This window comes from Thermocrispum agreste DSM 44070, assembly GCF_000427905.1.
Classification (GTDB): Bacteria; Actinomycetota; Actinomycetes; order Mycobacteriales; family Pseudonocardiaceae; genus Thermocrispum; species Thermocrispum agreste.
Genome location: NZ_KE386604.1, coordinates 104,448 through 130,062 on the forward strand (window position 1 = coordinate 104,448; position 25,615 = coordinate 130,062).

22 protein-coding genes are annotated in these 25,615 nt (G+C 69.8%); 10 read left to right on the forward strand and 12 right to left on the reverse strand.

The window, feature by feature from the left end; translation table 11 throughout:
* Position 1: 1 nt before the first annotated feature.
* On the reverse strand, positions 2-796 hold the full coding sequence (locus YWY_RS22255; RefSeq protein ID WP_169725258.1) for a maleate cis-trans isomerase family protein: 795 nt from the start codon (positions 794-796) through the stop codon (positions 2-4).
* A gap of 154 nt (positions 797-950) precedes the next feature.
* A complete protein-coding gene (gene lhgO / locus YWY_RS0115225) occupies positions 951-2,141 on the reverse strand; it encodes an L-2-hydroxyglutarate oxidase (RefSeq protein ID WP_028848318.1) in 1,191 nt (396 codons plus the stop codon).
* A 119-nt stretch (positions 2,142-2,260) separates the two neighbouring features.
* Here lhgO and YWY_RS0115230 point away from each other — a divergent pair, with 119 nt between their 5' ends.
* Positions 2,261-3,457 (forward strand): glycosyltransferase family 4 protein, encoded by a 1,197-nt coding sequence (locus YWY_RS0115230; RefSeq protein WP_028848319.1) that lies wholly within the window; start codon positions 2,261-2,263, stop codon positions 3,455-3,457.
* A 448-nt stretch (positions 3,458-3,905) separates the two neighbouring features.
* On the opposite strand, the gene YWY_RS0115235 is transcribed toward YWY_RS0115230, so the two are convergent.
* Positions 3,906-4,862, reverse strand: coding sequence for a Gfo/Idh/MocA family protein (locus YWY_RS0115235; RefSeq protein WP_028848320.1), 957 nt, complete (start codon positions 4,860-4,862; stop codon positions 3,906-3,908).
* Positions 4,859-5,965 carry a DegT/DnrJ/EryC1/StrS family aminotransferase gene (locus YWY_RS0115240; RefSeq protein WP_028848321.1) on the reverse strand — a complete coding sequence of 369 codons (1,107 nt, stop codon included), beginning with the start codon at positions 5,963-5,965 and terminating at the stop codon, positions 4,859-4,861. Before YWY_RS0115240 ends, YWY_RS0115235 begins: the two co-directional genes overlap by 4 nt.
* A gap of 224 nt (positions 5,966-6,189) precedes the next feature.
* Here YWY_RS0115240 and YWY_RS0115245 point away from each other — a divergent pair, with 224 nt between their 5' ends.
* On the forward strand, positions 6,190-6,909 hold the full coding sequence (locus YWY_RS0115245; RefSeq protein ID WP_028848322.1) for an acyl-ACP--UDP-N-acetylglucosamine O-acyltransferase family protein: 720 nt from the start codon (positions 6,190-6,192) through the stop codon (positions 6,907-6,909).
* A complete protein-coding gene (locus YWY_RS0115250; RefSeq protein ID WP_342665122.1) occupies positions 6,896-7,909 on the forward strand; it encodes a lysylphosphatidylglycerol synthase domain-containing protein in 1,014 nt (337 codons plus the stop codon). Before YWY_RS0115245 ends, YWY_RS0115250 begins: the two co-directional genes overlap by 14 nt.
* A gap of 3 nt (positions 7,910-7,912) precedes the next feature.
* Here the strand turns inward: YWY_RS0115250 and YWY_RS22260 are convergent, their stop codons facing one another.
* A complete protein-coding gene (locus YWY_RS22260) occupies positions 7,913-9,892 on the reverse strand; it encodes a DUF6541 family protein (RefSeq protein WP_051310318.1) in 1,980 nt (659 codons plus the stop codon).
* Between the two features lie 224 nt (positions 9,893-10,116).
* On the opposite strand from YWY_RS22260, the gene YWY_RS0115260 reads away from it, so the two are divergent.
* Both YWY_RS0115260 and YWY_RS0115265 read left to right on the forward strand, forming a co-directional pair.
* The gene (locus YWY_RS0115260; protein WP_211227607.1) at positions 10,117-10,947 is read left to right on the forward strand and encodes an SGNH/GDSL hydrolase family protein; all 831 of its coding nucleotides are present in this window, start codon (positions 10,117-10,119) and stop codon (positions 10,945-10,947) included.
* An 89-nt stretch (positions 10,948-11,036) separates the two neighbouring features.
* Positions 11,037-11,774: a lysophospholipid acyltransferase family protein gene (locus YWY_RS0115265; RefSeq protein WP_028848325.1), complete on the forward strand. Its 738-nt coding sequence runs from the start codon at positions 11,037-11,039 to the stop codon at positions 11,772-11,774.
* 623 nt (positions 11,775-12,397) lie between these two features.
* Here YWY_RS0115265 and YWY_RS0115270 read toward each other — a convergent pair.
* Positions 12,398-13,210 (reverse strand): HAD family hydrolase, encoded by an 813-nt coding sequence (locus YWY_RS0115270; protein WP_028848326.1) that lies wholly within the window; start codon positions 13,208-13,210, stop codon positions 12,398-12,400.
* A gap of 116 nt (positions 13,211-13,326) precedes the next feature.
* On the opposite strand from YWY_RS0115270, the gene YWY_RS0115275 reads away from it, so the two are divergent.
* Positions 13,327-14,217, forward strand: coding sequence for an LLM class flavin-dependent oxidoreductase (locus YWY_RS0115275; protein WP_028848327.1), 891 nt, complete (start codon positions 13,327-13,329; stop codon positions 14,215-14,217).
* Positions 14,218-14,222: 5 nt separating this feature from the next.
* On the forward strand, positions 14,223-15,092 hold the full coding sequence (locus tag YWY_RS22265; protein ID WP_245566741.1) for an alpha/beta fold hydrolase: 870 nt from the start codon (positions 14,223-14,225) through the stop codon (positions 15,090-15,092).
* Positions 15,093-15,120: 28 nt separating this feature from the next.
* Here the strand turns inward: YWY_RS22265 and YWY_RS0115285 are convergent, their stop codons facing one another.
* Both YWY_RS0115285 and YWY_RS0115290 read right to left on the reverse strand, forming a co-directional pair.
* Positions 15,121-17,043, reverse strand: a complete 1,923-nt coding sequence (locus YWY_RS0115285; RefSeq protein ID WP_038045430.1) for a DUF6541 family protein — start codon at positions 17,041-17,043, stop codon at positions 15,121-15,123.
* A 6-nt stretch (positions 17,044-17,049) separates the two neighbouring features.
* Positions 17,050-19,032, reverse strand: a complete 1,983-nt coding sequence (locus YWY_RS0115290; RefSeq protein WP_028848329.1) for a DUF6541 family protein — start codon at positions 19,030-19,032, stop codon at positions 17,050-17,052.
* 313 nt (positions 19,033-19,345) lie between these two features.
* Between YWY_RS0115290 and YWY_RS0115295 the strand changes: the two genes are divergently transcribed.
* Positions 19,346-19,882, forward strand: a complete 537-nt coding sequence (locus YWY_RS0115295) for a phosphatase PAP2 family protein (protein WP_028848330.1) — start codon at positions 19,346-19,348, stop codon at positions 19,880-19,882.
* Positions 19,883-19,886: 4 nt separating this feature from the next.
* The gene (locus tag YWY_RS0115300; protein ID WP_051310435.1) at positions 19,887-20,783 is read left to right on the forward strand and encodes a decaprenyl-phosphate phosphoribosyltransferase; all 897 of its coding nucleotides are present in this window, start codon (positions 19,887-19,889) and stop codon (positions 20,781-20,783) included.
* A 124-nt stretch (positions 20,784-20,907) separates the two neighbouring features.
* On the opposite strand, the gene dprE2 is transcribed toward YWY_RS0115300, so the two are convergent.
* A complete protein-coding gene (gene dprE2 / locus YWY_RS0115305; protein WP_028848332.1) occupies positions 20,908-21,663 on the reverse strand; it encodes a decaprenylphospho-beta-D-erythro-pentofuranosid-2-ulose 2-reductase in 756 nt (251 codons plus the stop codon).
* Positions 21,664-21,715: 52 nt separating this feature from the next.
* Positions 21,716-23,077 carry a decaprenylphosphoryl-beta-D-ribose oxidase gene (dprE1, locus tag YWY_RS0115310; protein WP_028848333.1) on the reverse strand — a complete coding sequence of 454 codons (1,362 nt, stop codon included), beginning with the start codon at positions 23,075-23,077 and terminating at the stop codon, positions 21,716-21,718.
* A gap of 43 nt (positions 23,078-23,120) precedes the next feature.
* Between dprE1 and YWY_RS0115315 the strand changes: the two genes are divergently transcribed.
* Entirely contained in the window at positions 23,121-23,555 is a 435-nt protein-coding gene (locus YWY_RS0115315; protein ID WP_028848334.1) for a GtrA family protein, read from the forward strand.
* 125 nt (positions 23,556-23,680) lie between these two features.
* Here YWY_RS0115315 and YWY_RS0115320 read toward each other — a convergent pair whose 3' ends face one another.
* Both YWY_RS0115320 and YWY_RS23365 read right to left on the reverse strand, forming a co-directional pair.
* On the reverse strand, positions 23,681-24,652 hold the full coding sequence (locus YWY_RS0115320) for a Rieske (2Fe-2S) protein (RefSeq protein WP_028848335.1): 972 nt from the start codon (positions 24,650-24,652) through the stop codon (positions 23,681-23,683).
* Positions 24,653-24,869: 217 nt separating this feature from the next.
* Positions 24,870-25,550 (reverse strand): TetR/AcrR family transcriptional regulator, encoded by a 681-nt coding sequence (locus tag YWY_RS23365; RefSeq protein ID WP_169725259.1) that lies wholly within the window; start codon positions 25,548-25,550, stop codon positions 24,870-24,872.
* Between the last annotated feature and the right edge of the window lie 65 nt (positions 25,551-25,615).

Below are 25,615 nucleotides of genomic sequence, written 5' to 3' on the forward strand. Positions count from 1 at the left end.
CTCACACCGATTCCGGCCTGGCCAGCCGCTCCGGGTAGTCGAAGCTCGGCGCCTCGGACACCGGCTCGTCCTCGCGCAGCGGGAGCACCGCGGGCGGGGTCGGCAGCTGGGTGTGCTCGGACGGCTCCACCCCGGCCAGCCGCAGCGCCGCCGCGATGGTGGTCTGGTTCGCGCTCAGCACCGGCAGCCCGAGCTCCTTCTGCAGCGGCTTGATCAAGTCGTAGGTCGTCACGTTGGTGCACGCGATGTACAGCGCGTCGGCGCCCCGGGTGTCGATCTGCCGGGCGGCGTCGGCCACCTGCTCGTGGTTCAGCGTCCAGATCCGCTTCCGCAGGCCCATGCTCATGCTGGCGGTCACGTCGATCTCGTGCTCGGCCAGGAAGGAGCGGAGCCGCTGCTCGATCTCCGGCCCGTACGGGGTCAGCAGCGCCACCCGCTGGTAGCCGTGGTGGATGAACTCGCTGACCATGGCGCCGGAGCTGGTGGTCGCCGCCGGTGCGCCGGCCTCGAGCATCGCGTTCACCAGGGCCCGTTCACCGGCAGCGCCCCCGATGAAGCTGGCCATGCTGCACGCGTAGGCGACCACGGCGGGCTCGGGCGGGAGCAGCCGGCGGGTGGCCTCGGCCACCGGTGCCGGGTCGGCCAGCGCCCCGGCCCTGGTCAGGTCGATGTCACCGGGTTGATGCGGCAGGCGGGTCATGTGCAGCGTGACGGAGTCCGGGACCCAGCGCCACAGCTCGCGGTCGAGCCCCAGATCCGCGGGATTGATCACCCCGACGCCGATGTGCGGCTGCATCGCCCCTCCTCCGCATGCTGTCGTGGAACCTGCGGTTCCAGTGAGCCCTCGCCGCCCGGGACGGACAGGAGTCGAATCGAGAATAGGGGCGCGGTTCGTCCGCTTTGAATACCGCGAAGCCACCGTTTACCTGGAGATTCGTGAAGGGAAACATTTAGCTGCGGTCAACGTCGCGGGCGATGTGCTCGGCGATCTCCAGCGACGAGGTGGCCGCCGGGGACGGCGCGTTGAGCACGTGCACTCCGCGCTCGGCCCGGACGATGAGGAAGTCGTCCACCAGCGAGCCGTCCGGGCGCACGGCCTGGGCGCGCACGCCCGCCCCGTGCCGCTGGATGTCCGCCGTGGTCAGCGCGGGAATCATGCGTTGCAGGTCGCGGGCGAACCGGCGCGGCGACAGCGACCGCACCACTTCGGTGACGGCGGTGCGGGGATATCGCCGGGCGAGCCGCCACAGCCCCGAGTAGCCGGCCATCTGCGCAGCGTGCGGCAGAGAGACCTTGCGCCAGCCGTAGCCTTCTCGATGCAGTGCGATCACCGCGTTCGGCCCGGCGTGCACGGACCCGTCCAGCATGCGTGTCAGGTGAACACCGAGGAACGGCAGCGCGGGGTCGGGAACCGGGTAGATCAGGCCACGTACCAGGTGCCGGGCGTGCGGCCGCAGTTCGTAGTACTCGCCGCGGAAGGGCATGATTCGCGCCGGCGGCCGGACGCCGGCCAGGTGCGCGATGCGATCGGCGTGCAAACCGGCGCAGTTGACGATCAGGTCCGCGTAGAGCGTTTCGTCAGGTGTCTCGACCGCGACGCCGCCCGGACGCCTTCGGATGGCCAGGACGGGCGTGGATAGCCGGAGTTCCGCCCCGGCTTCGCTCAGTTCCCGAGCCATCGCCGCGCACACGCCGGGGAAGTCCACGACGGCCGTCGATTCCACGCGCAGCGCTTCCAGGCACGACACATGCGGCTCGTACTCCCGCGCTTCGGCGGCACTGATCAGGCGTGCGGGCACTCCGTTGGCCTTCGCCCGCTCGGCCAGGGCACGCAGGCGCGGCAGCTCTTCGGCAGACGTGGCGACGACGAGCTTCCCGCACACCTTCGCCGCGACGCCGTGTGATCGCGCGTACTCGACGATCGACCGACAGCCGGCCACGGCCATGCGAGCCTTGTACGAGCCAGGCGCGTAGTAGAGCCCGGCATGGGCGACGTTGGAGTTGTGCCCGCTCTGGTGGGCGGCCCAATGGTCTTCCTTTTCGCACACCGTGACGGCCTTGCCGCGGGCTAGCAAGGCGCGCGCCACGGCCAGGCCGACGATGCCGCCCCCGACGACGATGACTTTCTGGACTTCCCGCATGCGCTCCCGTCCGCCCTCGTACCGATGTGTCGTGCGTCGGCCCGCAGGCCCCCCGAGTGTGCACGGCACCGCGGCGCCGCATAAGGTGCCCCCTTGTCGTGCAGTTCGAGGGGAGCCCCATGCGTATTGCCGTCGTCAACAACTTCTACCCGCCACGGGTCGGCGGCAGCGCGCACATGGCCGAGTCGCTTGCCAAGGGCTATGTGGCGCGCGGCCACGAAGTCCTGGTCATCACCGCCTGGTACCCGAACGCGCCCGCCGAGGAGACGGTGGACGGCGTGCGCATCGTGCGTCTGCCCGCTGTGCGGATGCCCAAGACCAAGCTCGCGGTGAACTTCGACATCACGTTCGCCACCCGGCCGTCGCTGCCGAAGCGGCTGCGTGCACTTCTGGGTGAATTCCGGCCGGACGTCATCCACCAGCACGGCCAGTTCTTCGACCTGACCTGGGCCACCGGCATGTGGGCGCGCAAGAACGACGTTCCGGTGCTGCTGTCGGTGCACACCCGCCTGGAGAGCCCGAAGCCGATGTACCAGGCGGTGTTCTCCACGCTGGACAAGCTGATGGTCGCCCCGATCATGCGGCGGTACAAGCCGAAGATGGTGGTGATGGACCGGCTGATGAACAGCTACATCCACACCAAGTACCGGGGCGGTTTCTCCGGCACGGTCGACATCCCGGTCGGGCTGGATCCGGCGTGGGCGCGCAGCGGCAACCCGAACCGGATGCGCGACGAACTGGGCATCGGCGACGCTCCGATGATCCTCTCGCTCGGCCACGTGATCCCGCTGCGGGACCGGATCACGCTGACCGAGGCGATGCCGGCCGTGCTGCGCGAGTTCCCGGACGCCAAGCTGGTTGTGGTCGGCGGCATCTACTACGGCGCGTTCCTCAAGCGCGCCGAGGAGCTGGGCGTGCGGGACGCCATCATCACCACCGGCGCGGCCCCGAAGGCTGACGTGCCCGACTACCTGGCCACCGCGGACGTGGAGTGCCACAGCCTGCAGGGGATCGGCTTCGGCACCGCATGCCTGGAGACGCTGGCGGCGGGCACCCCGCAGATCGCGGCGATCACCGAGGACCACTTCGGCGACATCAAGATCATCGACCGGGAGCACATGCACCTGGTCCCGGTGGGCGACGCCGACGCGGTCGCCGAGCGGCTGATCGAGGTGCTGCGGGACCCCGAGGAGGCACGCCGGATGGCCCGCAACGGCATGGCCATCGTGGACCAGCACTTCTCCATGACCGCGGTGACCGAGAAGTACCTCGCCACGCTGGAGGAACTGGCCGCGCAGTCGCGCGCTGGGCGCTGACGTCGGGCTCTTCGGCGGGCAGCCGGTAGCCGAGTGTTGCTGGGCGGGTGTGCGCCGTGGAGTCGGGTGGTCTGGGGCTCTGGGGTTGTGTTGGCGTGTCAGGTGGTGCCTTGAGGGTGTTGGCTGGTGGGCTGCTGTGGCGAGGTGCCGGTGGTTGCGCAGCTATGAGGCGTGGTGCTGTGCCGGGCGGCTCGGCTGGGTCGGCGGATAGGCGAGCGTCGCGGTTGTGCGCACCGGGGTTGAGTGCCACGTAGTTCCGGAGTGTGCGCCGACGTCGAACACCCGTCCCGGCGTCGGCGGCGGGGTGCCGGGCAAGCTGTGCAAGTCTCCGCAGATTCGCCAGCCATGTACTGGCGCCGCGCCGCGACGCGCCACAGCGAAAGCTGTCCGCCTGCTCCCGCTACCCCGGCCGTCTCGAGGCTGGCGAAGGGGAACGCGCGCCGGAATGTCAGTGGGTCTGCTCGAGCACGGTGGCGACCACCTCGTGCGACGGCAGGATCGACGCCCGCTCGGCGGCCATGTCGATCTTGCCGTCGATCAGTTCCAGGAAGCGCTCCAGCTGTGTGGCCAGCGGCTCGGCGATGGTGATCAGCTGCGGGATCTCGATCACCGTCTGCTGCTTGTAGGCCGGGGCGCCGGTGGTCGGGCCCTCGTGCGAGATGTGCTTGTAGATCGTCACGTCCCGGCGCAGCAGGTCCAGCTCGATCAACCGGTCCAGCTCCGAGATGACCATCGAGCGGACCTTGCGCTGACCCACCCGGGACACCGACACGTTGGCCAGCCCGCGCTCGAACTTCAGCACGGCGTCCACCGTGTCCTCGGCGCCCTCGGTCGACTCCGGATGGAAGTAGCCGGCCACCGCGGTGGTGTGCACCGGGGTGGCGCCGCCGAACATCTGGATCGCCAGGTCCACGTCGTGCACCAGCAGGTCCCAGGCCACACCCGTCTTGATCCGTGGTGCGTACGGGCTGTGCCGCTGGGCGATCACGTGCAACGGTTCGCCGAGCAACGCCTTCGCCGTCATCACCGCCGGGTTGTACCGCTCGAGCAGCCCGCACATCAGCGGCACGCCCTTGCGCTCGGCGGCGGCCAGCACCTCCTTGGTCTGGTCGAGGTCGCCGCACAGTGGCTTCTCCACCAACACCGGCTTGCCGAGCTCGATGATCTCGAGCGCGAGCTTGTGATGGGTTTCGGTGGCCGAGGCGATGATGACCCCGTTCACCCCGGGCAGGCCGGTGATCTCCGGGCTCCAGGTGGCGCCGTGCTGCTCGGCGATCGGCCGGGCGGCTTGTTCGTTCGGCTCCACGATGTGCACCAGGTCGGCCTGCATGCTCTGGCCGATCACCCTGGCATGCAGCCTGCCCATCATCCCGGTGCCGATCAGGGCCAGCTTCTTCGTGCTCATGCGCCGAGAACCTCTCGCACGGTGGTGACGATGGTGGTCAGTTGCTCGTCGGTGAGCGCGGCGTGCACCGGCAGCGACAACACTTGCTCGGCCGCGGCAGCGGCGACCGGGAAGTCCGCCACGTCCACCTGCGGGATCTGCGGGTGCCCGCGGTAGCAGTCGTAGTCGAACACCAGCCTCGGGTAGTAGATGCCGTTGCCGACGCCGCGCTCGGTCAGTGCGGCGGCCAGCTCGTCACGGGACAGCCTGGCCTCCGGCAGCACCTGCACCGTGTACTGGTGCCAGACGTGCTCGCGGCCGGGGAGCACCGCGGGCAGTTTCAGCCCGGGCGTTCCGGCCAGCCCCTCGGTCAGCCGCTGCGCGTTGCGCTGCCGCTTGGCGGTCAGCTCGGGCAGCCGCTCCAGCTGGGGGATGCCGATCGCGGCGTGCACGTCGGTCATCCGGTAGTTGTGACCGGCCATCTCGTACTGGTACCGGGCGCGCATGCCCTGGTTGCGCATCACTCGTAGCCGGTCCGCCAGCTTGTCGTCGTCGGTGGTGACCACACCGCCCTCGGCCGTCGTGACGTTCTTCGTCGCATACAGCGAGAAGCAGCCGATCCCGAACGATCCGGCCGGCTTGCCGTCGAACCTGGCGCCGACCGCCTGGGCGGCGTCCTCGATCACATGCAGTCCGTGTTCGCCGGCGAGCGCGGCGAGCTTGCCCATGTCCGCCGTCTGCCCGTACAGGTGGACCGGCATCAGCACCCTGGTGCGATCGGTGATCGCGCTGGCCACGGCATCCGGGTCGATGGTGTAGTCGTCCGCCTTGATGTCGGCGAACCGCACGGTGGCGCCGGCTTCCAGGATCGCGTTGAGCGTTGCCACGAACGTGAACGGGGTGGTGACGACTTCGTCCCCCGGCCGCAGCCCGAGCGCTTGCACGCTGGCCACCAGCGCGGTGGTCCCGCTGTTCACCGCCACCGCGTGCTTGGTCCCGCTCACCCGAGCGAACAGCTCCTCGAACCGCTTGACCATCGGCCCCTGGGCGATGACCCCGGAGCGCAGCACCTCTGCGACCAGTGGTTCGGCGTCGGCGACGTCGACGACGGTGATCGGGATCATGTCCTGTGCGCTCCCCAACGTGCTTTCTTGCCTGCTTGCCGGTGCCGGTGACCGGGTCCGGTAGGGTTGGCTGCCGCCCGCACCCGTAGGCGGCGCGAGCCTCGGCCAGGCTACCGGGGACGTCAGGGTCGATCCGCACCCGGCCCGCGGCCGCGTGATCCGTACCGGGGCAGCGGCCGGCGGTGGGCGCGGGGCCATGACGGCGCAGACCGAACGGACACGACGTGGCGAACCGGATCCACCCGACGGCGGTCATCGGTGATGGCGTCGAACTGGGCGACAACAACGACATCGGCCCGTACGCGGTGATCGTCGGCCCCACCGTCATCGGCTCGGACAACTGGATCGGGCCGCACTGCGTGATCGGCACCCCGGCCTCCGACCGTGGTGCGCCGCACCCCGCGGCGTGGCACGACGCGCCTGTCGGCGACCCGGAGCAGGACGGTTTCGGCGTGCGGATCGGCGACGGCAACCGCATCCGGGAGTTCTTCAGCGTCCACCAGGGCACCAAGCGGCCCACCACCATCGGCAGCAACGGGTATTTCCTGCGCAGTGCGCATGTTGCGCACGACTGTCGGATCGGCGACGGTGTCACACTGGGATCGAACGTGGTGGTCGGCGGGCACAGTGAGGTGTGGTCGCTGGCCAACCTCGGGCTCGGCGTGGTGGTGCACCAGCACAGCAGGATCGGGCCGGGGGCAATGGTCGGCATGGGGGCGGCTGTCACCCGCGAAGTGCCACCCTTCACCATCAGTAGAGGCGTTCCTGCCCAGGTAACCGGGATGAACGTGGTGGGGTTGAGCCGCCGGGGTGTCTCGCCAGAGGCGATCGCGGAGCTCGAGCCTTACGTGATACAGGGTGCCGGTGAGCTGCCCGAGCTGCCGGCAGAACTGGCCAAGTTGCTGACGGAGTGGGCTCGGGAAGGTCACCGTGGAGAACACTGAAGCGGCCGTGCCGGCCGAACGCGCCGCCGACGAGACAGCCGATGCTCTCGGCGCGTCGTCCACGGTGCCGACCAAGTCCCGGCGCGCCCAGATCATCACGCTGCTGCGCTGGCTGGCCGTGGCCGTCGTCATGGGCTTCGCGGTGTACCAGCTGTGGGACAACTGGAGCGAGTTCTGGGACACCCTCGCCGCGATCCCGTGGGAGTCCTCGGTGCTGTCGTTGGCCGCCGTGGTGGCCTCGATGGGCGCCACGGTCTACGGCTGGCAGGTCATCGTCGACGACCTCGGCCCGCCGATCGGTTACCGCACCGGGGCGCAGATCTACCTGGTCGGCCAGCTGGGCAAGTACGTGCCCGGCTCGGTGTGGGCCTATCTGCTGCAGATGGAGCTGGGCAAGCAGGCGGGCCTGGCGCGCGCCAGGGTCTTCGTGGCCACGTTGGTGCACCTCGGGATCATCATGGTGTCCGCGATGTTCTTCGGCCTGATCGCGCTGCCGGAGATCTTCGACACCAGCCCGAACGCCCGCTGGATGCTGCTGGTGCTGCCCATCGGGCTGGTCACGCTGCATCCGAAGGTGCTGACCTGGCTGGTCTCGCTGGCGCTGCGCATCCTGCGCCGTCGGCCGCTGGACCACCAGCTGCGCTGGTCGATGGTCGGCAAGGTGCTGGGCGCCTCCACGGTGGCCAAGATTCTGCACGGCCTGCACCTGTGGTTGCTGGCCAACTCGATCGGCGCCCCCGGCTGGACCGGCCTGCTGCTCTGCATCGGCGCGATGGCGCTGGCCATGACCGCGGGGACGGTGGCGTTCGTCCTGCCCGCCGGGGTGGGGGCCCGTGAAGTGGTCATCGTGGCGTTGCTGGTGGCCTCGGGCATCGACGCCGTGCACGCGGCGGCGTTCGCCGTCGTGTCCAGGGCGATGTTCCTGATGGCCGACGTGATCACCGCGGGGATGGCGATCGTCTTCGCCAAGGCGAAGCTGCGCAACGCGACGGCCGCGTGACGATCACCGCTCGGCGACCGGTACGATGTCCTGGCCGTGGTCGGTTTCGTGCACCGGAGGCGCGCCGACGATCCGGTAGATGACGGCGTCGGGATTCCGGTAGACCTCGCGGAGGAAGGGCGTCCCGTGCAGGTCGGTCATGCCCGGCTGGCGGCCGAAGTTCGGCAGGAATCCCTTCCGGCCGACGATCACCCAGCGGATGTTGAGCCGCTGCACGGCCGCCCGCACCTGCGGGTCGTGCGGGTATTGGTTGAACCGTTCGGCGAGCAGCTTGGCATCCGACGGCAGCAGCGCGCCGCCGAAGTGGCCGGCCACCGTGCGGACCCCGCTGAGCGCATAGGTCCACACCGTGCCGTCGTAGCGGTCGTTCATCGCCCATTCGCCAGGGGCGGCGAGTTTCCCCAGCTCGAGCATCGCGCGGGCCTCGTGCGGGGTCACCACCTGACCATGACCGATCGCCCTGCCGACCAGGTCGGTGTTCGACCGCACGTAGAAGCCGCCGCTGGCCACACAGAACGCGACGATGACCGCGACCGCCGTGGCGGCGGCGCGTGCCGACGGGTGCAGGTCGCGCGGATGGAACACGCGCGCGTCGAGCAGCGTGCGCAGCCAGCGTTGCAGCTCCGAGAATCCGTGCGCGGCGAGCACCGTCAGCGGCAGCCCGGCCAGGGCGATCAGCCGCACCGGGTCGTCCCACCACGGCTGGGCCATGGTCACGACGACGTCGTTGTCGACGCTCGCCACCAGAACCCACAGCACGGCCGTGACGACCGCCGTGGCGGCCATCCACCGGAGGCGGCCGAGGCGCCGGTAGGTGACGATACCGACGACCGTGATCACCAGCAGGGCGGCGTGAGTGATGCCGCTGGCCTCCCGGATGCCGAAGAGCTCGCCCACGGCCTGGACGACGGTGCGGTTGGACGGCCACCCGCTGTACGGGTAGGGGCTCGCCGCGCGCCCGATGGCACCCACTACGTGCGGGCCGGCCACGACCAGGGCCGCGGCGCCCGCGAACAGCAGCGCGACGAGTTCTTTGCGCAGCCGCGGCATGTTCCACCGCCAGCGGTAGGCGAGCAGCGGCACCGCGAACAACAAGAACGAGAAGACCGTCGAGCTGTGCACCGACAGAGCGCCGACGGTGCCCAGGACAAGCACGAACCCGGTCTGCACCGACGGCCGGTCCAGGTAGTAGGCCAACAGTGCCGGTAGCAGCGGGAGCAGCGCCATGCCGAGCATGAACGGTAGCAGCGGACCGCCCAGCATCACGTAGAGCACGGTGGCCGGGACGACGGCCAACACTGCGGCCGCGCCCGCGAACACCGCACGGCCGCGGAACTGCCGGATCAGGACGACCAGCGACAGCGACAACAGGCCGGGCGTGACCACGGACACCGCGTTGAGCACGGCCGGGATCGGCGCGCTGGTGATCTGGTAGAGCAGCGAGCCCAGCAGGTGGTAGGCGTTCGGGTAGAACAACCGCTCGGTGTCGCCCCAGCGGTGCACGACGTTCATCCCGTGCAGGCTCCCGTCGCCGGTCTCGGCGATGTAGCGCAGCCCGTTGGCGTGCAGCGGAGTGTCGAACCCTTGCGGGATGACGTGCAGCCCGCCCATGCCCCAGAGCACGGTGAACCCGCCGACGAGCACGCCGAGCAGGAGGAAGACCACGACCCCCTGATGCGCGTGCCGTGTCCACGGGGTCGGCTTGTCGGGTCGTGCCGGCCAGCGGCGGCGAAGCACGACCGCGAGCAGCGCGACCATGGCGCCGAAGAGCGTGACGGTGCCGAGGTGGTACGGCAGGCCGACGATGGCGAACCACGGCCCGGCGATGCCCACGAGTGCGTAGCTGAGCAGGGGCGCACTACCGGCCAGCAACCAGCCGCGCAGTCCTGCGGCGGCCCCGATCAGCAGGCCGGGAATGAACATTGCGACGACGACGGTGAGCAGGATCGCCGCGGTGGACCAGAAATCCAACGGTGTCGGCATGGCGCCTTCTTCGCTCCCCCCAGGATCCGAGCGTCGGCGCCGCCTGCCAGCGCCGATGAAGCGATCACAGTCTGCCGTATGGCGCCTGTCTGGGAATCACCGGCCGCCGGCACTACCGGTTCGGACCTTGAGCGCCGCCCGGCGGTCCGTCATCCTCGACCCCGGGCCAGCGATCGACGTCACAAGGGTCCAGTTGTCCCAACTGGCCGGAGGGAGTGGTGGGTGTGGTCGCGCGAGCCGTTCGGGCAGTTGCCGCCAGCGTGTTCGCCGTGCTGTTCGCGGGGACGGCGGTGCTCGTCGGGGTGGGAGGTGCCGGAGTCGCCTACGCAGCGGGCGCGTACACGGCGCTTGGGGACTCCTACAGTTCCGGAGTCGGCACACGGCAGTACTACCCGGACAGCGGCGACTGCTATCGGTCGCCGAAGGCGTATCCGGTGCTGGTGGCGTCGGCGACCGGCGCGCAGCTGACCTTCGCCTCGTGCTCCGGGGCGAGAGTGGCCGACGTGCGCAGCAAGCAGCTGGGCAGCCTGAACGCGTCGACGTCGATGGTGACGGTGCAGGTCGGCGGTAACGACGCGGGATTCGCCAACGTGATCACGTCATGTGCGCGGCCGTGGCCGTGGACGTGCTGGGGTGACATCGACGAAGCGAATCGCATCATCCGTGACGTTCTGCCGGGGCGGCTGGATGCCCTGTACACCGACATCCGGAATCGGGCGCCGAATGCCAAGGTGGTCGTGGTCGGGTATCCGCGGCTGTTCAACGGCAAGGAATGCAATGCGCTGGCCAGGATCAGCCCGGAGGAACAGCAGCGGCTGAACCAGACCGCCGATCTGCTGGCGAGCACGATCAGTGCCAGGGCGAGCGCGCACGGGTTCACCTTCGTGGACGTGCGCAGTGCGTGGGTCGGGCACGCGGTGTGCGACAGAGTGGAGTGGGTGAACGGCCTGTCCAACCCGATCATGGAGTCCTACCACCCCAACGTGGCCGGACACCGTGATGGCTACGCGCCTGCCGTCCGGGCGCGGTTCTCGCTGGTGTCTGCCGCGGCGTAGCCGGGCCGGGGTCGGAGGTGACGGGGCCGACCGGGTGGTGCCGGTCGCGAAACCCGGCGCGACAACCTACGGTCCCGTAACCTTCGGTCATGGCAGAACTCCTCTACCCGCCGGTGGTCATGGCCGCCAAGGCGGCGTTCCGCGTCCTGGGGCTGCGGTTCGACATCACGGGCACCGAGCTCATCCCGGCCGCCGGGGGTGCGGTGATCGCCTGCACGCACGTCAGCTACCTGGACTTCATCTTCTGCGGCCTGGGTGCGCAGCCCGCCAAGCGGCTGGTGCGGTTCATGGCCAAGCGAGAGGTGTTCGACCACCCGATCTCCGGCCGGCTGATGCGCGGCATGAAGCACATCTCCGTCGACCGGTCGGCGGGTGCGGCCTCGTACCGGGAGGCCTTGCGGGCGTTGCGCAGCGGCGAGCTCGTCGGCGTGTTCCCCGAGGCGACCATCAGCCGCTCGTTCACCGTCAAGGAGTTGAAGTCCGGCGCGGTGCGGATGGCCGCGGAAGCGGACGTGCCGGTCGTGCCGATGGCGGTGTGGGGTTCGCAGCGGCTGTGGACCAAGGGCAGGCCGAAGAACCTCGTGCAGCGGCGGGTGCCGATCACGATCCGATGCGGCGAACCGCTCCGGCCGCGGCGCGGCGACGACTACCAGCAGCGCACGGCGGAGCTGCGGACCCGGCTGCAACGGCTGCTCGACGAGGCGCAAGCCGCCTATCCGGACCGCCCGAAGCCGGGGGAGGATCCGTGGTGGCTGCCCGCGCACCTGGGCGGTTCGGCGCCGACGCCGGAGGAAGCGGCCCAGCTGGACACCAAGCGGCCGGAGTAGCGGGCGTCGGCCACGCCATCTTCGGGCCGCGGGTTGCGTGTGCCGTCACCCGGATGCACCGGTTCGAGGCGGGCAGAGCCCGGGCTGGAGGCGTGCCGGATCGCGGGTGCATGCGGCGGGTGTGCCGGGTCACGAGCGCATGCGACAGGGGGTGGGTCGCAGGGCGGACACACGCCACCGGGCGCGCCAGATCGCGGTCGGCTGCCGGGTGTGGCGGGTTTGGGCAGATGGCACTCCGATGGAGGTGCGGAGCGCGGCTTGGGCCGCGGGTGTGCCGGAACCTGGTTTGGCCATGCGTCACCGGGAACACCGGAGCGTGGACTTGCTGCTCGCACTTGGCCGTGCCGGAATCCGGGGTTCCACGCCGCCGTTGGACGCCCTGGAGCGTGGGCCGCAAGCGCGTGGCAGGTCATGACCCTGCTACGCGGGGCGCTCGCCGCTGCTTTCCGGGCCGCCCGTCCGTGGCAGGTCATGACTGGTAGGCCAGACCACGATGGCGTCGGCTTGTCTGCCTGAAACCACCCGCGCGGCCCGAGCCGCAGCTCCGGGACATCAAGCGCGCACGGTCGGCCCGCACGCGTCGATCCGCGCCGTCCGCTGCCGGAGCCTTGGCCAGTCCGGCATCAGAACCAGCGCTCGAGCACCTGCGCCACGCCGTCTTCGGCGTTGCTGGCTGTCACCTCGTCCGCCACTTCCAGCACCGCCGGGTGTGCGTTCGCCATCGCCACCCCGGTGCCCGCCCAGGCCAACATCTCCACGTCGTTCGGCATGTCCCCGAACGCGATCACCTTGTCCTGGGACACGTCCAGCCGCTCGGCCACCTCGGCCAGCCCGGTCGCCTTGGTGACGTCTTTCGCCGTGATCTCGATCAATCCGGAATTGCTCGAGTAGGTCACCGCGAACTGTTCGCCGATCAATTCCTTGGCCGCTTCGGCCATCTCCCCGGACGTCATGCGCGGGTCGCTGACCAACAACTTGATCGCGGGCCTGCCGAGCACTTCGGCCCGGCTGACGAACATCGCGTCCCCGTCCCCCCACGGATTGCGGAATTCCGATTCGCAGACATACGCCGGCGGACCGTCCTCCTGGCCGCCGGCGAGCACGCGCTCGGTGGCCAATCGCGCGCCCGGCAGCGCTTGGTCCATGGCATCCGCCAGGTCGTGCAGCTGCACCGGCTCCAGCCCGTGCACCGACACCACCTTGCCACGGCCCACGTCGTAGATCACCGCGCCGTTGGCGCACACCGCGTACCCGGTGAGCTCGGCCATCCTGGCCACCGGCAGGATCCAGCGCGGCGGTCGTCCGCTGACCAGAACGAACGGCACGTCGGCCGCGACCGCGCGCCGGATCACCGAAGAGGTACGCGGGGACATCCGTTCCAGCGGGGTGAGCAGCGTGCCGTCCACGTCGGAGGCGATCAAGTGCGGTTTGTCCACGCCCCCAGTGTGCTATGCCGTCTCGGGCAGCGTTCGTGTCGGCCAAGTGCACTAAATCGTTACCAATCAGTAGGGGGACTATCACCCTGCGGGGTTAAGACGATACGGTGCATCGCGTGCGCGTCGGCATTGTGATCTTGACAGAGGACAGGTGGTGGTCGGGCGAGCCCAAATGGCGGCAGGCGGAAGAACTCGGATTCGATCACGCCTGGACCTACGACCACCTCGCCTGGCGCAATCTTGCCGACGGTCCGTGGTTATCGGCCATCCCGACGCTCACCGCCGCGGCCACGGTGACCAGCAGGATCGCTCTCGGCACGCTGGTCACCGCGCCGAGTTACCGGCACCCGGTGCCGTTCATGCGCGATCTGATCACCCTGGACGACATTTCCGACGGCAGGCTGATCGCCGGGCTCGGATCCGGGATGGCCAGTGGGGGATTGCGGGACCGCGCCACCATCGGCGAGCCGGAACGCGGCAAAGCCGAGCTGGCCGCGCAGTTCGAGGAGTTCGTCGAGGTGCTCGACGGGCTGCTCACCACGGACAAGTTCGATCACCGCGGACGCTTCTACACCGTCAACGGTGCCCGGAACCTGCCGGGCAGCGTGCAGCGGCCGCGGGTGCCGTTCGCGATCGCGGCCAACGGGCCGAGGTCGCAGGCCGTGGCCGCCCGGTTCGGTCAGGGCTGGATCACCACGGGCAAGGGGGGAGATGACCAAGAGTCGTGGTGGCGCGGTGTCGCGCAGCTGTCCGAGCAGTTCACCTGGGCGCTCGACGCGCATGACCGTGACCCGGGATCGGTCGCGCGCTACCTGATGCTCGACAGCGGCCCGACCTACGCGCTGTCTTCGGTCGAGACGTTCACCGAGGCTGCGAACCGCGCACGCAGGCTGGGGTTCACCGACGTCATCGTGCACTGGCCGCGCGCCAACGAGCCGTACGCCGGTTCGGAGGCCGTGCTGGAGCGCGTAGCAGATGAGGCATTGGCGGAGGTCAAGCGGCTGTGAACAACATGAGCATGGCGCGGGAGAGCAGGATGAACGACTACCGGCTGCGGGCCCAGGTCTCCGGCACGCTGGAACGTTCCGACGGCGCCGTGCTGCGCTGGTGGCGCAGCGGTCGCGGGGAGCCCCTGGTGCTCGTGCACGGGTCGTTCGACGACCACAACGTGTGGACCCCCGTCCTGCCCATGCTCACCCGGCATGCCGACGTCATCACCTACGACCGCCGCGGCCACAGCCTCAGCTCGTGCCCGCGCGGCCGGGTCGGCGTGCGGCTGGACGCCGAGGACCTGCTGGCGCTGATCGACACGGTGACCGCCGGGCCGGTGCACCTGGTCGGGCACGGCTACGGCGCGTCGGTCGCCATGCTGGCCGCCACGATGCGCCGGGAGTCGGTGCGCAGCCTGGTGGTGTTCGAGCCGCCGCTGTTCGAACTGCTGCAGGACGACCCGATCGCCAAGGTGCTGTTCGCCGAGTACTCGGTCTGGCTCGGTCATGCCGCCGGGTTGATCCGCAGCGGGGACTTCGCCAGCGGCGCCCGGGTGTACGCGGAGAAGATCGGCTACGGCAAGGGGTCCTGGCACAACCTGTTCGACCGGGAACGCCGCGCCACGATGATCTCCAACGCCGCCGTGTGGCTGGACCAGCACGGCGACCCGACCGCCTACGGGGTGGACGTCGCCACGTTGTCCTGGGCGCGTTTCCCGGTGACCCAGCTGGTGGGGGAGCACAGCCAGCAGCTGCACCAGATGGTCGCCGAGGAGCTGGAGAAGCGCTTGCCGTTCCTGCGGACCGTCCGGCTGGCCGGTGCGGGCCACGCCGCCCACCTGACCCACCCGAACGACTACGCCGGCGCCATCGTCGGCCACCTGCGCGTCTGAGCGACCCGGCCGGTTCCCCACCAGCACGTCACGGGACGAGCTCGTAGACTCGGGCGTCCTCGTTGCGGTAGATCAGGCGGACGAAGTCCGCGTTCTCCAGGCCCTGCACCCCTGGGTCGGGGAGCACGCGCGGGAAGCGTGAGCCGTCGCCGACGAACACGTGCTTGATGTTCAGCCGCCGGACGGCTGCCCGTACCTCCGGATCGGTGCGGTACTCGCGGAAGTGTTGTTCTAGGTAGGCGGCGTCCTTCGGGGGGACGTTCTCGTCGTAGTGCGCCGCGACCGTCTTCACCCCGGTGAGTGCGTACATCCACACCGAGCCGTCGTTGCGGTCGTTCATCACCCGCTCGTCCGGCTCGGCCAGCGCGGCCAGCACCCGCATCGCCTTGATCTCCCCCTCGCTGACCGGCAACGTCTCGCGGGTGTCGTCCGGTCCGTTGTGATACAGCCGCGCGGTGGTGTCGACGTTGCCGGGCACACCGAACGCGAGGGTGCCGGCGCCGAACAGGACGGCCACCGCGGCGGCCGCCATCGGTGCGGGCCGCGGACGCAGTCGCCGGCGAACCCGGTCGTAGACCAGCGCAAGCCCGTGCCCGGCGATGATGCACAGCGGGAGGACGGCCAGCGCGATGATCCTGGGCCGGTCGTTCCACCACGGCCGGGATATCGCCGCGACCCAGTCCACGCCGCCGAAGCTGGCCACCAGCAGCCACAGCACCCCGAACAGCACCGCGGCGCCGCCGATCCACCGCAGCTCGCCGAGCCGCCGGTACCCGATCAGCCCGATCACCACCAGCGCGGTGAGTGCCAGCTGCGGCTCCGGCCGAGCGTGCTGGAAAGCCACCAAGTTGAACAGCGCGCCCCAGATCGGCTGATCGGAGGCCCACGGCCGGTAGCCGTAGGCGCCGGAGGCCTGGTCGAGCGCGCCGAGCAGGTGTGGCGCGGTGAGCGCCATCGTCGGCGCCGCCACCAGCAGCAGCCGCTTGACGTCCCGCCACACCCGGTCGCGGTGCCGCCACCAGCGATGCAGCAGCAGCGGCAGCGACAGCAACACGATGGCGAACAGTGCGCTGGAATGCACCGCGAGCATGCCCGCACACACCAGGCTCAGCACGACCGCGGTGTCCGCGCCCGGGCGCCGCACGAACCGCAGGACGGCGAGCGGCCCCAGCGGGGTCATGGCGATCGACAACGCGAACGGCAGCAGTCCGTTGGAGATCGACTCGTACACCCCGCTGGCCGCCACGGCCGACACCACGGCGGTGGCGCCCGCGAAAGCCGCCCGGCCCCCGCATTCGCGCACCAGCGCGGCCATGCTCAGCGCGTAGATCCCGCCCAGCGGCATGATCATCGCGGTCATCACCAGCGGAACGGAGCCACCGGTGATCAGGTAGACCAGCGAGCCTGCCAGGTGGTAGGCGTTGGGGTAGAACTGAGAGCCTTCCGGTCCGTAGCGGTTGACGCTGCTGACGCCGTAGAGGCCGCCGTCGCCGGTTTCGGCGATGTAGCGGATGCCGTTGGCGTGGAACACCGGGTCCCACCGCTGCAACACCGCGTTCAACTCGCCGCGCGCGGCCAGCACCACCACGACGATCGACAGCACGAAGGCCAGCGCCACGCAGCAGGCAACAGCCACGTTGTCACGCCTGCTCCACCGCCGGGTGGCTTGCGGGTCGGGAAGCGAGGCCGGGATCGCGTACACGACGACGGCCGTCAGGAGGACGCCGACGACGGCGGAACCGATCGCGGTGAGCACGGTGAACGGCAGGCCCATCAAATGCAGCCACGGGCCGGCGATGCCCAGCACCGCGTAGCCGAGCAGCGGCGCGAGCGCCACCAGCAGCCATCCGCGCAGCCGGCACACCAGCCCGATCGCGGTGCCGGGCACGGCCAGCACCGCCAGATAGGTGGCTACCGCGGCGACGCTGAGCCAGATCGGTTCGTCAGGCATCGGTGATCAATCGCGGGGAATGATCTCGTAGATGGTGGCGTCCGGGTTCTGGTAGACCACGCGCACGAAGTCCGCCTTCTCCAGGCCGACCAGTCCCATGTCCGGCTCCACGCGCGGATAGCGCGAGCCGTCGCCGACGAAGACGTGTTTGATGTTCAGCCGTTTCACTGCGGCGCGCACCTCGGGATTGGTCTCGTACTCGCGGAAATGATCGCCGAGCAGCTCGGCGTCCTTGGGCGGGACGTTGTCGTCGTAGTGTGCGGCGACCGTCTTCACCCCGGTGAGCGCGTAGATCCACACCGAGCCGTCGTTGCGGTCGTTCATCACTCGCTCGTCCGGCTCGGCGATCTCGGCCAGTTTGTACATGGCCTCTTCCTCCAGCGGGGTCACCGCGATCGGGCCCATCTTGCCCGCCCGGTCGAGCTGGCTCTTGTGGTACGCGTGCGCCACGACCTCCTTGTTCGCCGGCGCGTAGAAGCCGAGGCTGGCCACGCCGATCACCACCAGCAGCGCGGCGGCCGACCCCAGCCGGGCCGCGCTCCTGCGCCGGGAGAAGCCGGGTATCCGTTCGGTGGCCACCTTGGCCAGCCACTTCTGCGTTTCCGCCATGCCGTGCGCGACCAGCAGGCTGAACGGGATCATGGCCAGCGCGATCATCCGGAAGTGGTCGTTCCACCACGGGCGGGACAGCGCGACCACCCAGCTCACCCCGCCGTAGCAGGCGACGAGCACGAACAGCACGCCGAAGATGAGCCCGGCTCCGGTCATCCAGCGCAGCCCGTTCATCCTCCGGTAGGTGAGCACCCCGACGACCAAGAACATCGTCAGCACGTACTGCGGGTACGGGGCGGTGTTCTGGAACATGAACAGGTGCCACAGCGCCTCGCGAATCGGCTTGGCCATGCTCCACGGCCGGTAGCCGTAGGCGCCGGAGGCCTGGTCGATGGCGCCGAGCAGTTGCGCCGACGTGAGCACCGCGCCCACGCCCGCGATCGGCAGCAGGTGCTTGATGTCCTGGCCGATGGTGGAGTGCTCGGTCCACCATCGGTGCAGCAGCATCGGCACCGCGAACACCAGTCCGGCGAACAGCGCCGACGAGTGCACCACCAGCAGTCCGGCGGCGGCCAGCACCAGCACCATGCCGTTGGTGACGTTGGGCCGGACCAGGTACCGGTGCATGATCATCGGCGCCAGCGGGGTGAACGCGGTGGACAGCGCAAACGGCACCAGTCCGTTGGAGATCGACTCGTAGACCCCGCTGTTGACCGCCGCCGCGACCAGCGCCGCCGACCCGGCGAACACCGCCCGGCCCCCGCACTCGCGCACCAACGCGGCCATGGCCAGCCCGAACAGGCCGGCCAGCGGCAGCGTCATCGCGTTGATCACCGTCGGCACGGTCGCGCCGGTCATCATGTACACCAGCGAGCCGGCCAGGTGGTAGGCGTTGGGGTAGAACTGGGAGCCTTCCGGTCCGTAGCGGTTGACGCTGCTGACGCCGTAGAGGCCGCCGTCGCCGGTTTCGGCGATGTAGCGGATGCCGTTGGCGTGGAACACCGGGTCCCACCGCTGCGGGATGGCGTCCAGCTCGCCTTCCGCGGCGGCGATCAGCACGACGGACGAGACGACGAACGCGATCCCGATGCAGGCGGCGACGCCCAGGTGCGCGTTGCGGCCCCAGTTGGGCAGCAGCCCTTGCGCTGGCCGTTCGCGCTCCGGCCAGCGGCTTTCGACGAACCGGCGGATGGCGTAGACCACCGCGGCGAACAGCACGGTGCCCGCCAGCGCCGTCCAGATGGTGAACGGGATGTCCAAGCCGGCCATCCACGGCCCGGTCAGCCCGTGCACGGTGTAGCCGAACAGCGGGGCCAGACCGGCCAGCGTCCAGCCGCGCAGCCCGGCCGTCAAGCCCACCGCCAGCCCGGGCACCAGCAGCACGACGAAGTAGGCGACGACCGCGGCGGTGAACAGCCAGATCGAGTCTGAGGGCATCGGTTGTGTCTATTCCTCGAGGTGGTCGCACTTTCCGGACCCGGCCGCCCGCCTGCGTGCCCCACGCTTGCGACCACGTCGGTGGCCGAACAGCGGTGCGAGCCCGGTCGAGCACGTCGCACCCGGTACCCTGGGCGCCCGTGAGCTCGCTGACGAACTTGCCACAGGATACTGAAGGCGAGTTCGGCGGCCCCTGGTGATCGCAGCCGATGCTCTGCGGCGCGGCTGCACGATCGTGCCGAGCACGCCGACCCGGTCGGTGACGCCGGTGTCGCGGCGAGCCGGAGCGGGACCCGCCTGAGAGGTGTCAGGAATGCTGAAGAAGGATCGTGGCCGTCGGCCGCGCGAACTGGCGCTGCTGGCAGGCATTCAGCGTGCGCTGGACAAGCCGGGCGTGGTGCGTGCCGCCCGCGGGCTGTCGCACTTCGGCGAGCACAGCATCGGCTGGTTCGCGGCGGGCCTGGTGGGTGCCGCGGTGGATCGCAAGCGCCGCAAGGAGTGGCTGACCTCGGCCGCCGGCGTGGTGGCCGCGCACGCGGCGTCCATCGTGGTCAAGCGGGTCGTCCGGCGTCGACGCCCGGAGGACGAGAGCGTCAAGGTGCTGGTCGGCACGCCGAGCAAGCTGAGCTTCCCGTCGTCGCACGCGGCGTCCACGACCGCGGCGGCGGTGGTGTATTCCGAGCTGACCGGTCGCAGGCTGGAGCCGGTGCTGGTGCCGCCGATGCTGGCCTCCCGCCTGGTGCTCGGCGTGCACTACCCCAGCGACGTACTGGCCGGGGCGGCGCTGGGCGGCCTGGTCGGTGCCGTGGTGCGCCGCAAGGTGAGGAGCAGCAGTGACCGAGCAGGCTGAAGACGTGAGCACTCGACCTGGCAAGTCGGCGGGCGGGCTGGCCGGCGGTCTGCTGCGGGCCGCCCGGCCCAAGCAGTGGGTGAAGAACGTCCTGGTGCTGGCCGCGCCGTTCACCGCGAGCAGGCTGGCCGACGTCGCCGTGCTCCGCGACGCCGGGCTGGCGTTCGTGGCGTTCTCGCTGGTCGCGTCGTCGGTGTATCTGATCAACGACGCGATCGACGTGGAGGCCGACCGCGCGCATCCGACCAAGCGGAACCGGCCGATCGCGGCAGGCATCGTGCCCGTCCCGGTGGCCTACGTCGCGGCGGGCGTGCTCCTGCTGGCCGGGGCTGCCGTGGGGTGGGCGGCCAGCTGGCAGCTGCTGGTCGTGCTCGGCGTGTACTGGTGCATCCAGCTCGGCTACTGCCTGGGCTGGAAGCACCAGCCCGTGATCGACCTGTGCATCGTGGCCTCCGGCTTCCTGCTGCGTGCCATCGCCGGTGGCGCGGGCACCGGGATTCCGCTGTCCCAGTGGTTCCTGCTGGTCACCGGGTTCGGCTCGCTGTTCATGGTGGCGGGCAAGCGGTACGCGGAGATCATCCTGTTCGAGAACACCGGCGCCGAGATCCGCTCGTCGCTGCGCAAGTACTCGGCGAGCTACCTGCGGTTCGTGTGGGCCACGTCGGCGGGCGTGATGATCATGTCCTACGCGTTGTGGGCGTGGGACGTCCGCCCGGTCCTGGGCGACTCGGTCTGGACGGTGGTGTCGATCGTGCCGTTCGTGGTCGCGGTGCTGCGGTACGCGGTCGACGTGGACCAGGGCAAGGCGGGCGAACCGGAGGAGATCGCGCTGCGCGACCGGGCGCTGCAGATCCTCGGCCTGGCCTGGGCCGGTTCGCTGTTCGCCGCGATCTACCTGTAGCCGAACGGGCCAGCGGGCCAGCGAGCGCAGCCGGGCGTGGCGCCGGGCTGCCTGCCTGCGGCAAGGCGCGTCGGTCGGGCTTCCCACCCGTGGCCGCGGGTAGGAAGCGGGCGCGTCCCGGCGATCAGATCGGCAGCTTGCGGAAGATCGGACGCGGCACGTGCCGCAGCGCCGACATGATGAACCGGAACTGCGGCGGCGCCCACACCAGCTCCTTGCCCTTGCGTGCGGCGGCGACCGCGATGTCGGCGACCTCCTCGGCGCTCACTGCCAGCGGCGCCTCGGCCATGCCCTCGGTCATCTTGGTGCGCACGAATCCGGGTCGCACCACGGTCACCCGCGGGCCGAACGGTCGCAGCGCCTCACCGAGGCCCAGGTAGAAGCCGTCGAAGCCGGCCTTGGTCGATCCGTAGACGAAGTTGGACCGGCGCACCCGTTCCCCGGCGACCGAGGACAGCGCGATGATCCGGCCGTGTCCCTGGTTCTTCAGCCGCTCGGCCAGCGGCACGCCCACGGAGACCGCGGCGGTGTAGTTGACGTGCGCCAGCTGCACGGCGGTGGCGTGGTCCTGCCATGCGCGCTCGGCGTCGCCGAGCAGGCCGAAGGCCACCACGGTCACGTCGATGTCCCCGTCGGCGAACGCCCGCGCGATGACGTCCGGGTGCGAGTCGGTGTCCTCGGCGTCGAAGTCCAGCTCGACGACGTCGTTGCCCGCCTCGGCCAGGCGCTTGGCCGCCGCCGTGCGGCGTTCGGTCGGCCGGGCGGCCAGCACGATGCGCAGCGGCCGGGCCGACGCGTACTTCTCCGCGATCGCCAGTGCGATGTCCGAGGTGCCGCCGAGCAGCAGCAGCGACTGGGGGTTGCCAACGGCGTCGATCACGGTGGTCCTTCCGTCGATGGTGTCTTGCAAGCCTAGAAGGGGCCGGGTGCGGTCACAGGCCGAGCCTGCGGGCCTGGTCGGACATGAACACGCCCTCCGGATCCACGGCCTGGCGGACCTTGCGCCACTGGTCCAGCCGCGGATACATGCGGGCGAACGTCTCCGCGGACAGCCGCGAGTCCTTGGCCAGGTAGAGCCTGCCGCCCATGGCCAGCACCCGTTCGTCGAGTTCGGCGCACAGCCGGTCCAGGCCGTCCTTGATCGGGAAGTCGACGGTGATGGTCCAGCCCGGCATGGGGAACGACAGCGGCGCCCGGTTGCCTTCGCCGAACCGCTTGAACACGTTGAGGAACGAGACGTGGCCGGACTCGGCGATGTGCCGCACGATGGCGCGCAGCTCGTCCTCCTGGCCGAACGGCACGATGAACTGGTACTGCAGGAACCCGCGCGGGCCGTAGGCGCGGTTCCACTCCCCGATCAGGTCCAGCGGGTGGTAGAACTGCGTCAGGTTCTGGATCAGCCCTCGTCCGCGCTTGGGCGTCTTGCGGTAGTACAGCTCGCCGATCGCGCTGAACGTCAGCTTGTTGGCCAGCCCGGGCGGGAAGATGTCGGGCAGCGTGAACAGCTGGGGGGCGTCGAACTTCAGCGGGTTGCGGCGCAGCTTCTTGGGCAGCTGGTCGACGGTGGCCAGGCTGCCGCGGCCGAATGCCGCCCGGCCCAGCCGGTGGTCGGTGGAAATGGAGTCGAACCAGGCCGACGAGTAGTCGTAGGTGTCGTCCGAGCCGTCGGAGAACAGCTCGATCGTCTCGTCCAGGTTCTCGGTGCGGTCGGTGTCGGCGATGAAGTACGCCGTCTCGGTGTGCTTCATCGCGATGGTGGCCCGCAGGATGATCCCGGTCAGGCCCATGCCGCCGACGGTGGCCCAGAACAGCTCGGAGTCCGGGCCGTCCGGGGTGAGCGTGCGGACCTCGCCGTCGGCGGTGAGCAGCTCCATGGACACGACGTGGTTGCCGAAGCTGCCCGCCGAGTGGTGGTTCTTGCCGTGGATGTCCGAGGCGATGGCACCGCCGATGGTGACCTGCCGGGTGCCGGGCAGCACGGGCACCCACAGGCCGAACGGGAGCGCGGTCCGCATCAGCGTGTCCAGGCTGACACCGGCGTCCAGCACCACGTGGCCGGAACTGGCGTCGATGGAGTGGATGCGGTTGAGCCGGGTCATGTCCACCACGACCCCGCCCGCGTTCTGCGCCGGGTCGCCGTAGCTGCGGCCGAGGCCGCGGGCGATGACGCCGCGCGGACCCGCTTGCTTGACCGCCTTGATCACCACGTCCGGGTTGTCGGCGGGGACGACCTCGGCCACCGTCGGGGCGGTGCGCGCCCAGCCTCTCAGCGGCTTGCGTTCTGCGGACTCCACGCCCGCCAAGGGTAGTGAAGCTGCGGAGCCTAGACTGCACGACGTGGCGTTGGCGGTACCGGGCAAGGAGCGGCTGCCGGGGCAGTTGCTCCGGTTCGTGCTGGTCGGCGGCTTCTGCGCGCTGCTGGACTACGGCTCCTACCAGCTGCTGCTGGCGCTCGGCATGGACGGGCCGGGGCTGGCCGACCTGGCCCGCGCGATCAGCTTCGTCATCGGCACCAGCACCGCCTATGTGCTGAACAAGCGGTTCACGTTCAACGCCACCGGCGGCCTGAAGCAGGTGAGCAGCTTCATCCTGTTGTACGGCACCACGTTCTTCATCGCGGTCGGGGTGAACCGGCTGATGCTGCTGGCGTTGCCGGACACCTCGTGGCGGAGCACGCTGGCGTGGGTGGTGTCCCAGGGCGCCGCGACCACGATCAACTTCGTGATGCTGAAGCTGGTCGTCTTCCGGGAGAAGCGCGACTCGGCGGAGTAGCCATGCTTGCGGCCGCAGAGTGCTCGGCGGGGTGGCCATGCTTGCGGCCGCAGAGTGGCCGCGGCGTCCTGTTGCCCGCCCGCACCGGATCCCGGCAGCGGCAAGTCCTGCCGGAGCAGTCGCCGCTACGTGGGGGGAATGGCCGCCGTGAGGGTGCCCTGGCGGTGCACCAGCGCCGTGCCGCCGTCGACGTTCTTGATCAGCACCTTGACGCGGAAAGTGCGACTGCAGCCGTTCCCGGTTGCGACCGGCACGCTCCCGGAGTGGAACACCACCACGTGGTGGATGTCCCTGGTGATGTTGGTCTTGCGGCCGCTCTTGCTGGGGAAGTAGTGCAGCGCGCAGTACCCGGAGCCGTCGAGCCGTAGCTGGCCGACCACCATCCGGCTGTTGATGATCGTGCCGTAGATCTTGGTGTGGCCGGTGCACAGGTACTCGCCGGTGACCGGGTCGAAGCTGCCGCCGACCGACGTGCAGGTGGTGACGTAGGCGTCGCCGGACGCGCTGAACGAGCGCACCCCGGGCGGCGCGGTCCAGGTGAGCACGTTCTCGTCCGTGGCCTTGCCGGGAAAGAGCAGGTGCGAAGGCTGATCCGGCTGGAAATGTTGCGCGGATGCCGGGTGCAGGGGCTCGGTGACCTGCAGGAAGGAGTTCCAGCCGACCTTGAGGATGTTCGACGTCGTGTTCGTGCCGGACGGCCGTGGCCGCCCGGTGCCCACCCACAGCAGGCAGCGGTGCTGGCCGGGCTGCCTCGCGGTGTACGTCCAGCGCGGCTTCTGCACGTAGGTCTGGCCGCGCAGGATGTTGCGCACACCGTAGACCTGCTCGTACTGCTTCTCGTCCACGTCGACCGGGCCGCACTTGATCGCGTGCCTGCCGACGATCATCACGTCGGAGGCGCTTTTCGGCACGATGAACTCGAGCTGGCCGCGCAGGCGACGCTGCTCACCGGGCAGGGTCGTGGTGAAGCGGACCTCGAAGATCGAACCGGAGTCGTTCCGGTAGGCCAGGTAGGTGCGTGAGCGGCCGGCGAACTTGTCATGGACGTCGATGTCGTAGGCGAGGGCGGACGGTGCGGGCAGCAGGCCCAGGCCCATCAGGCAGCACGTGACGATGCCGAGTGCACGACGCGATACGCGGCGAAAACCTCTCACGCCCGCCTAGTCGTTGCCGCCAAATGGATCATTACCGACCCGGCCGAAAAGACGGAAACTCTCGCCTGTTCGGGCAATCACCGCTGGTCAGGTGCGTGGGTCGGCGCATGCCGGGTGCGATCGTGAGCATTCGCGCCGACGGCTGGCAACGCGGGTCCGTTCAGCTGCCGAGTTCCTCGCGGGCCTCGTCGCGCAGCGCGGTCAGCGCGCGTCGCACCTTGGGGGAGTCCGGCAGCACGGCGAGGATCAGCGGGCTTGCCGTGTTCGGGTCGCCGGCCAGCAGCTGCCGCACCCAGTCCAGTCCCTGCCGCAATTCGCCGAGCGCGTCCGTCTTGCCGTCGCTGCGGGCGAAATTGCTCAGGGCCGACCGGTGCATCGCGTCGATCAACGACGACAGCGCCATCGGCAGAAACGGTGGCGAGTCCTTCGGCAGGTGCTTCCGCAGATACGCCCTGGTCAGGGAGACGTAGCGCTCGTTCTCCAGCACTTCCCGCTTGCGCAGTTCCGGTACCACCCTGGTCAGCCGGTAGCGGCGCAGCACCAGCTCGGGATGCTGCAGGAAGTCCAGCATCACCGCTTCGGTCGCCGCCATCACCACTTCCACCGGTGACCGGCTGGCCGTCGGCTCGACCAGGTGCCTGCTCAGCAGCTTCAGCCGCTCGGTGTGGTCGGGGAAGGCCAGTTCGTCCTTGCCGTCGAAGTACCGGAAGACGGTGCGCCGGGAAACCTGGGACGCGTCCGCGACGGCTTCGACGGTGACGCATTCGTATCCCTGTTCCAGGAACAGGGCCATGGCGGTTTCGGCAATGCGGTACTTGGTCTCCAGGGCGCGCGAGGCCACCACTACCGCATCACCTCCCCAGTGGTCGTCCGTCGGTCGTGCCTCGAGTTTATGGCCCCGCGCGC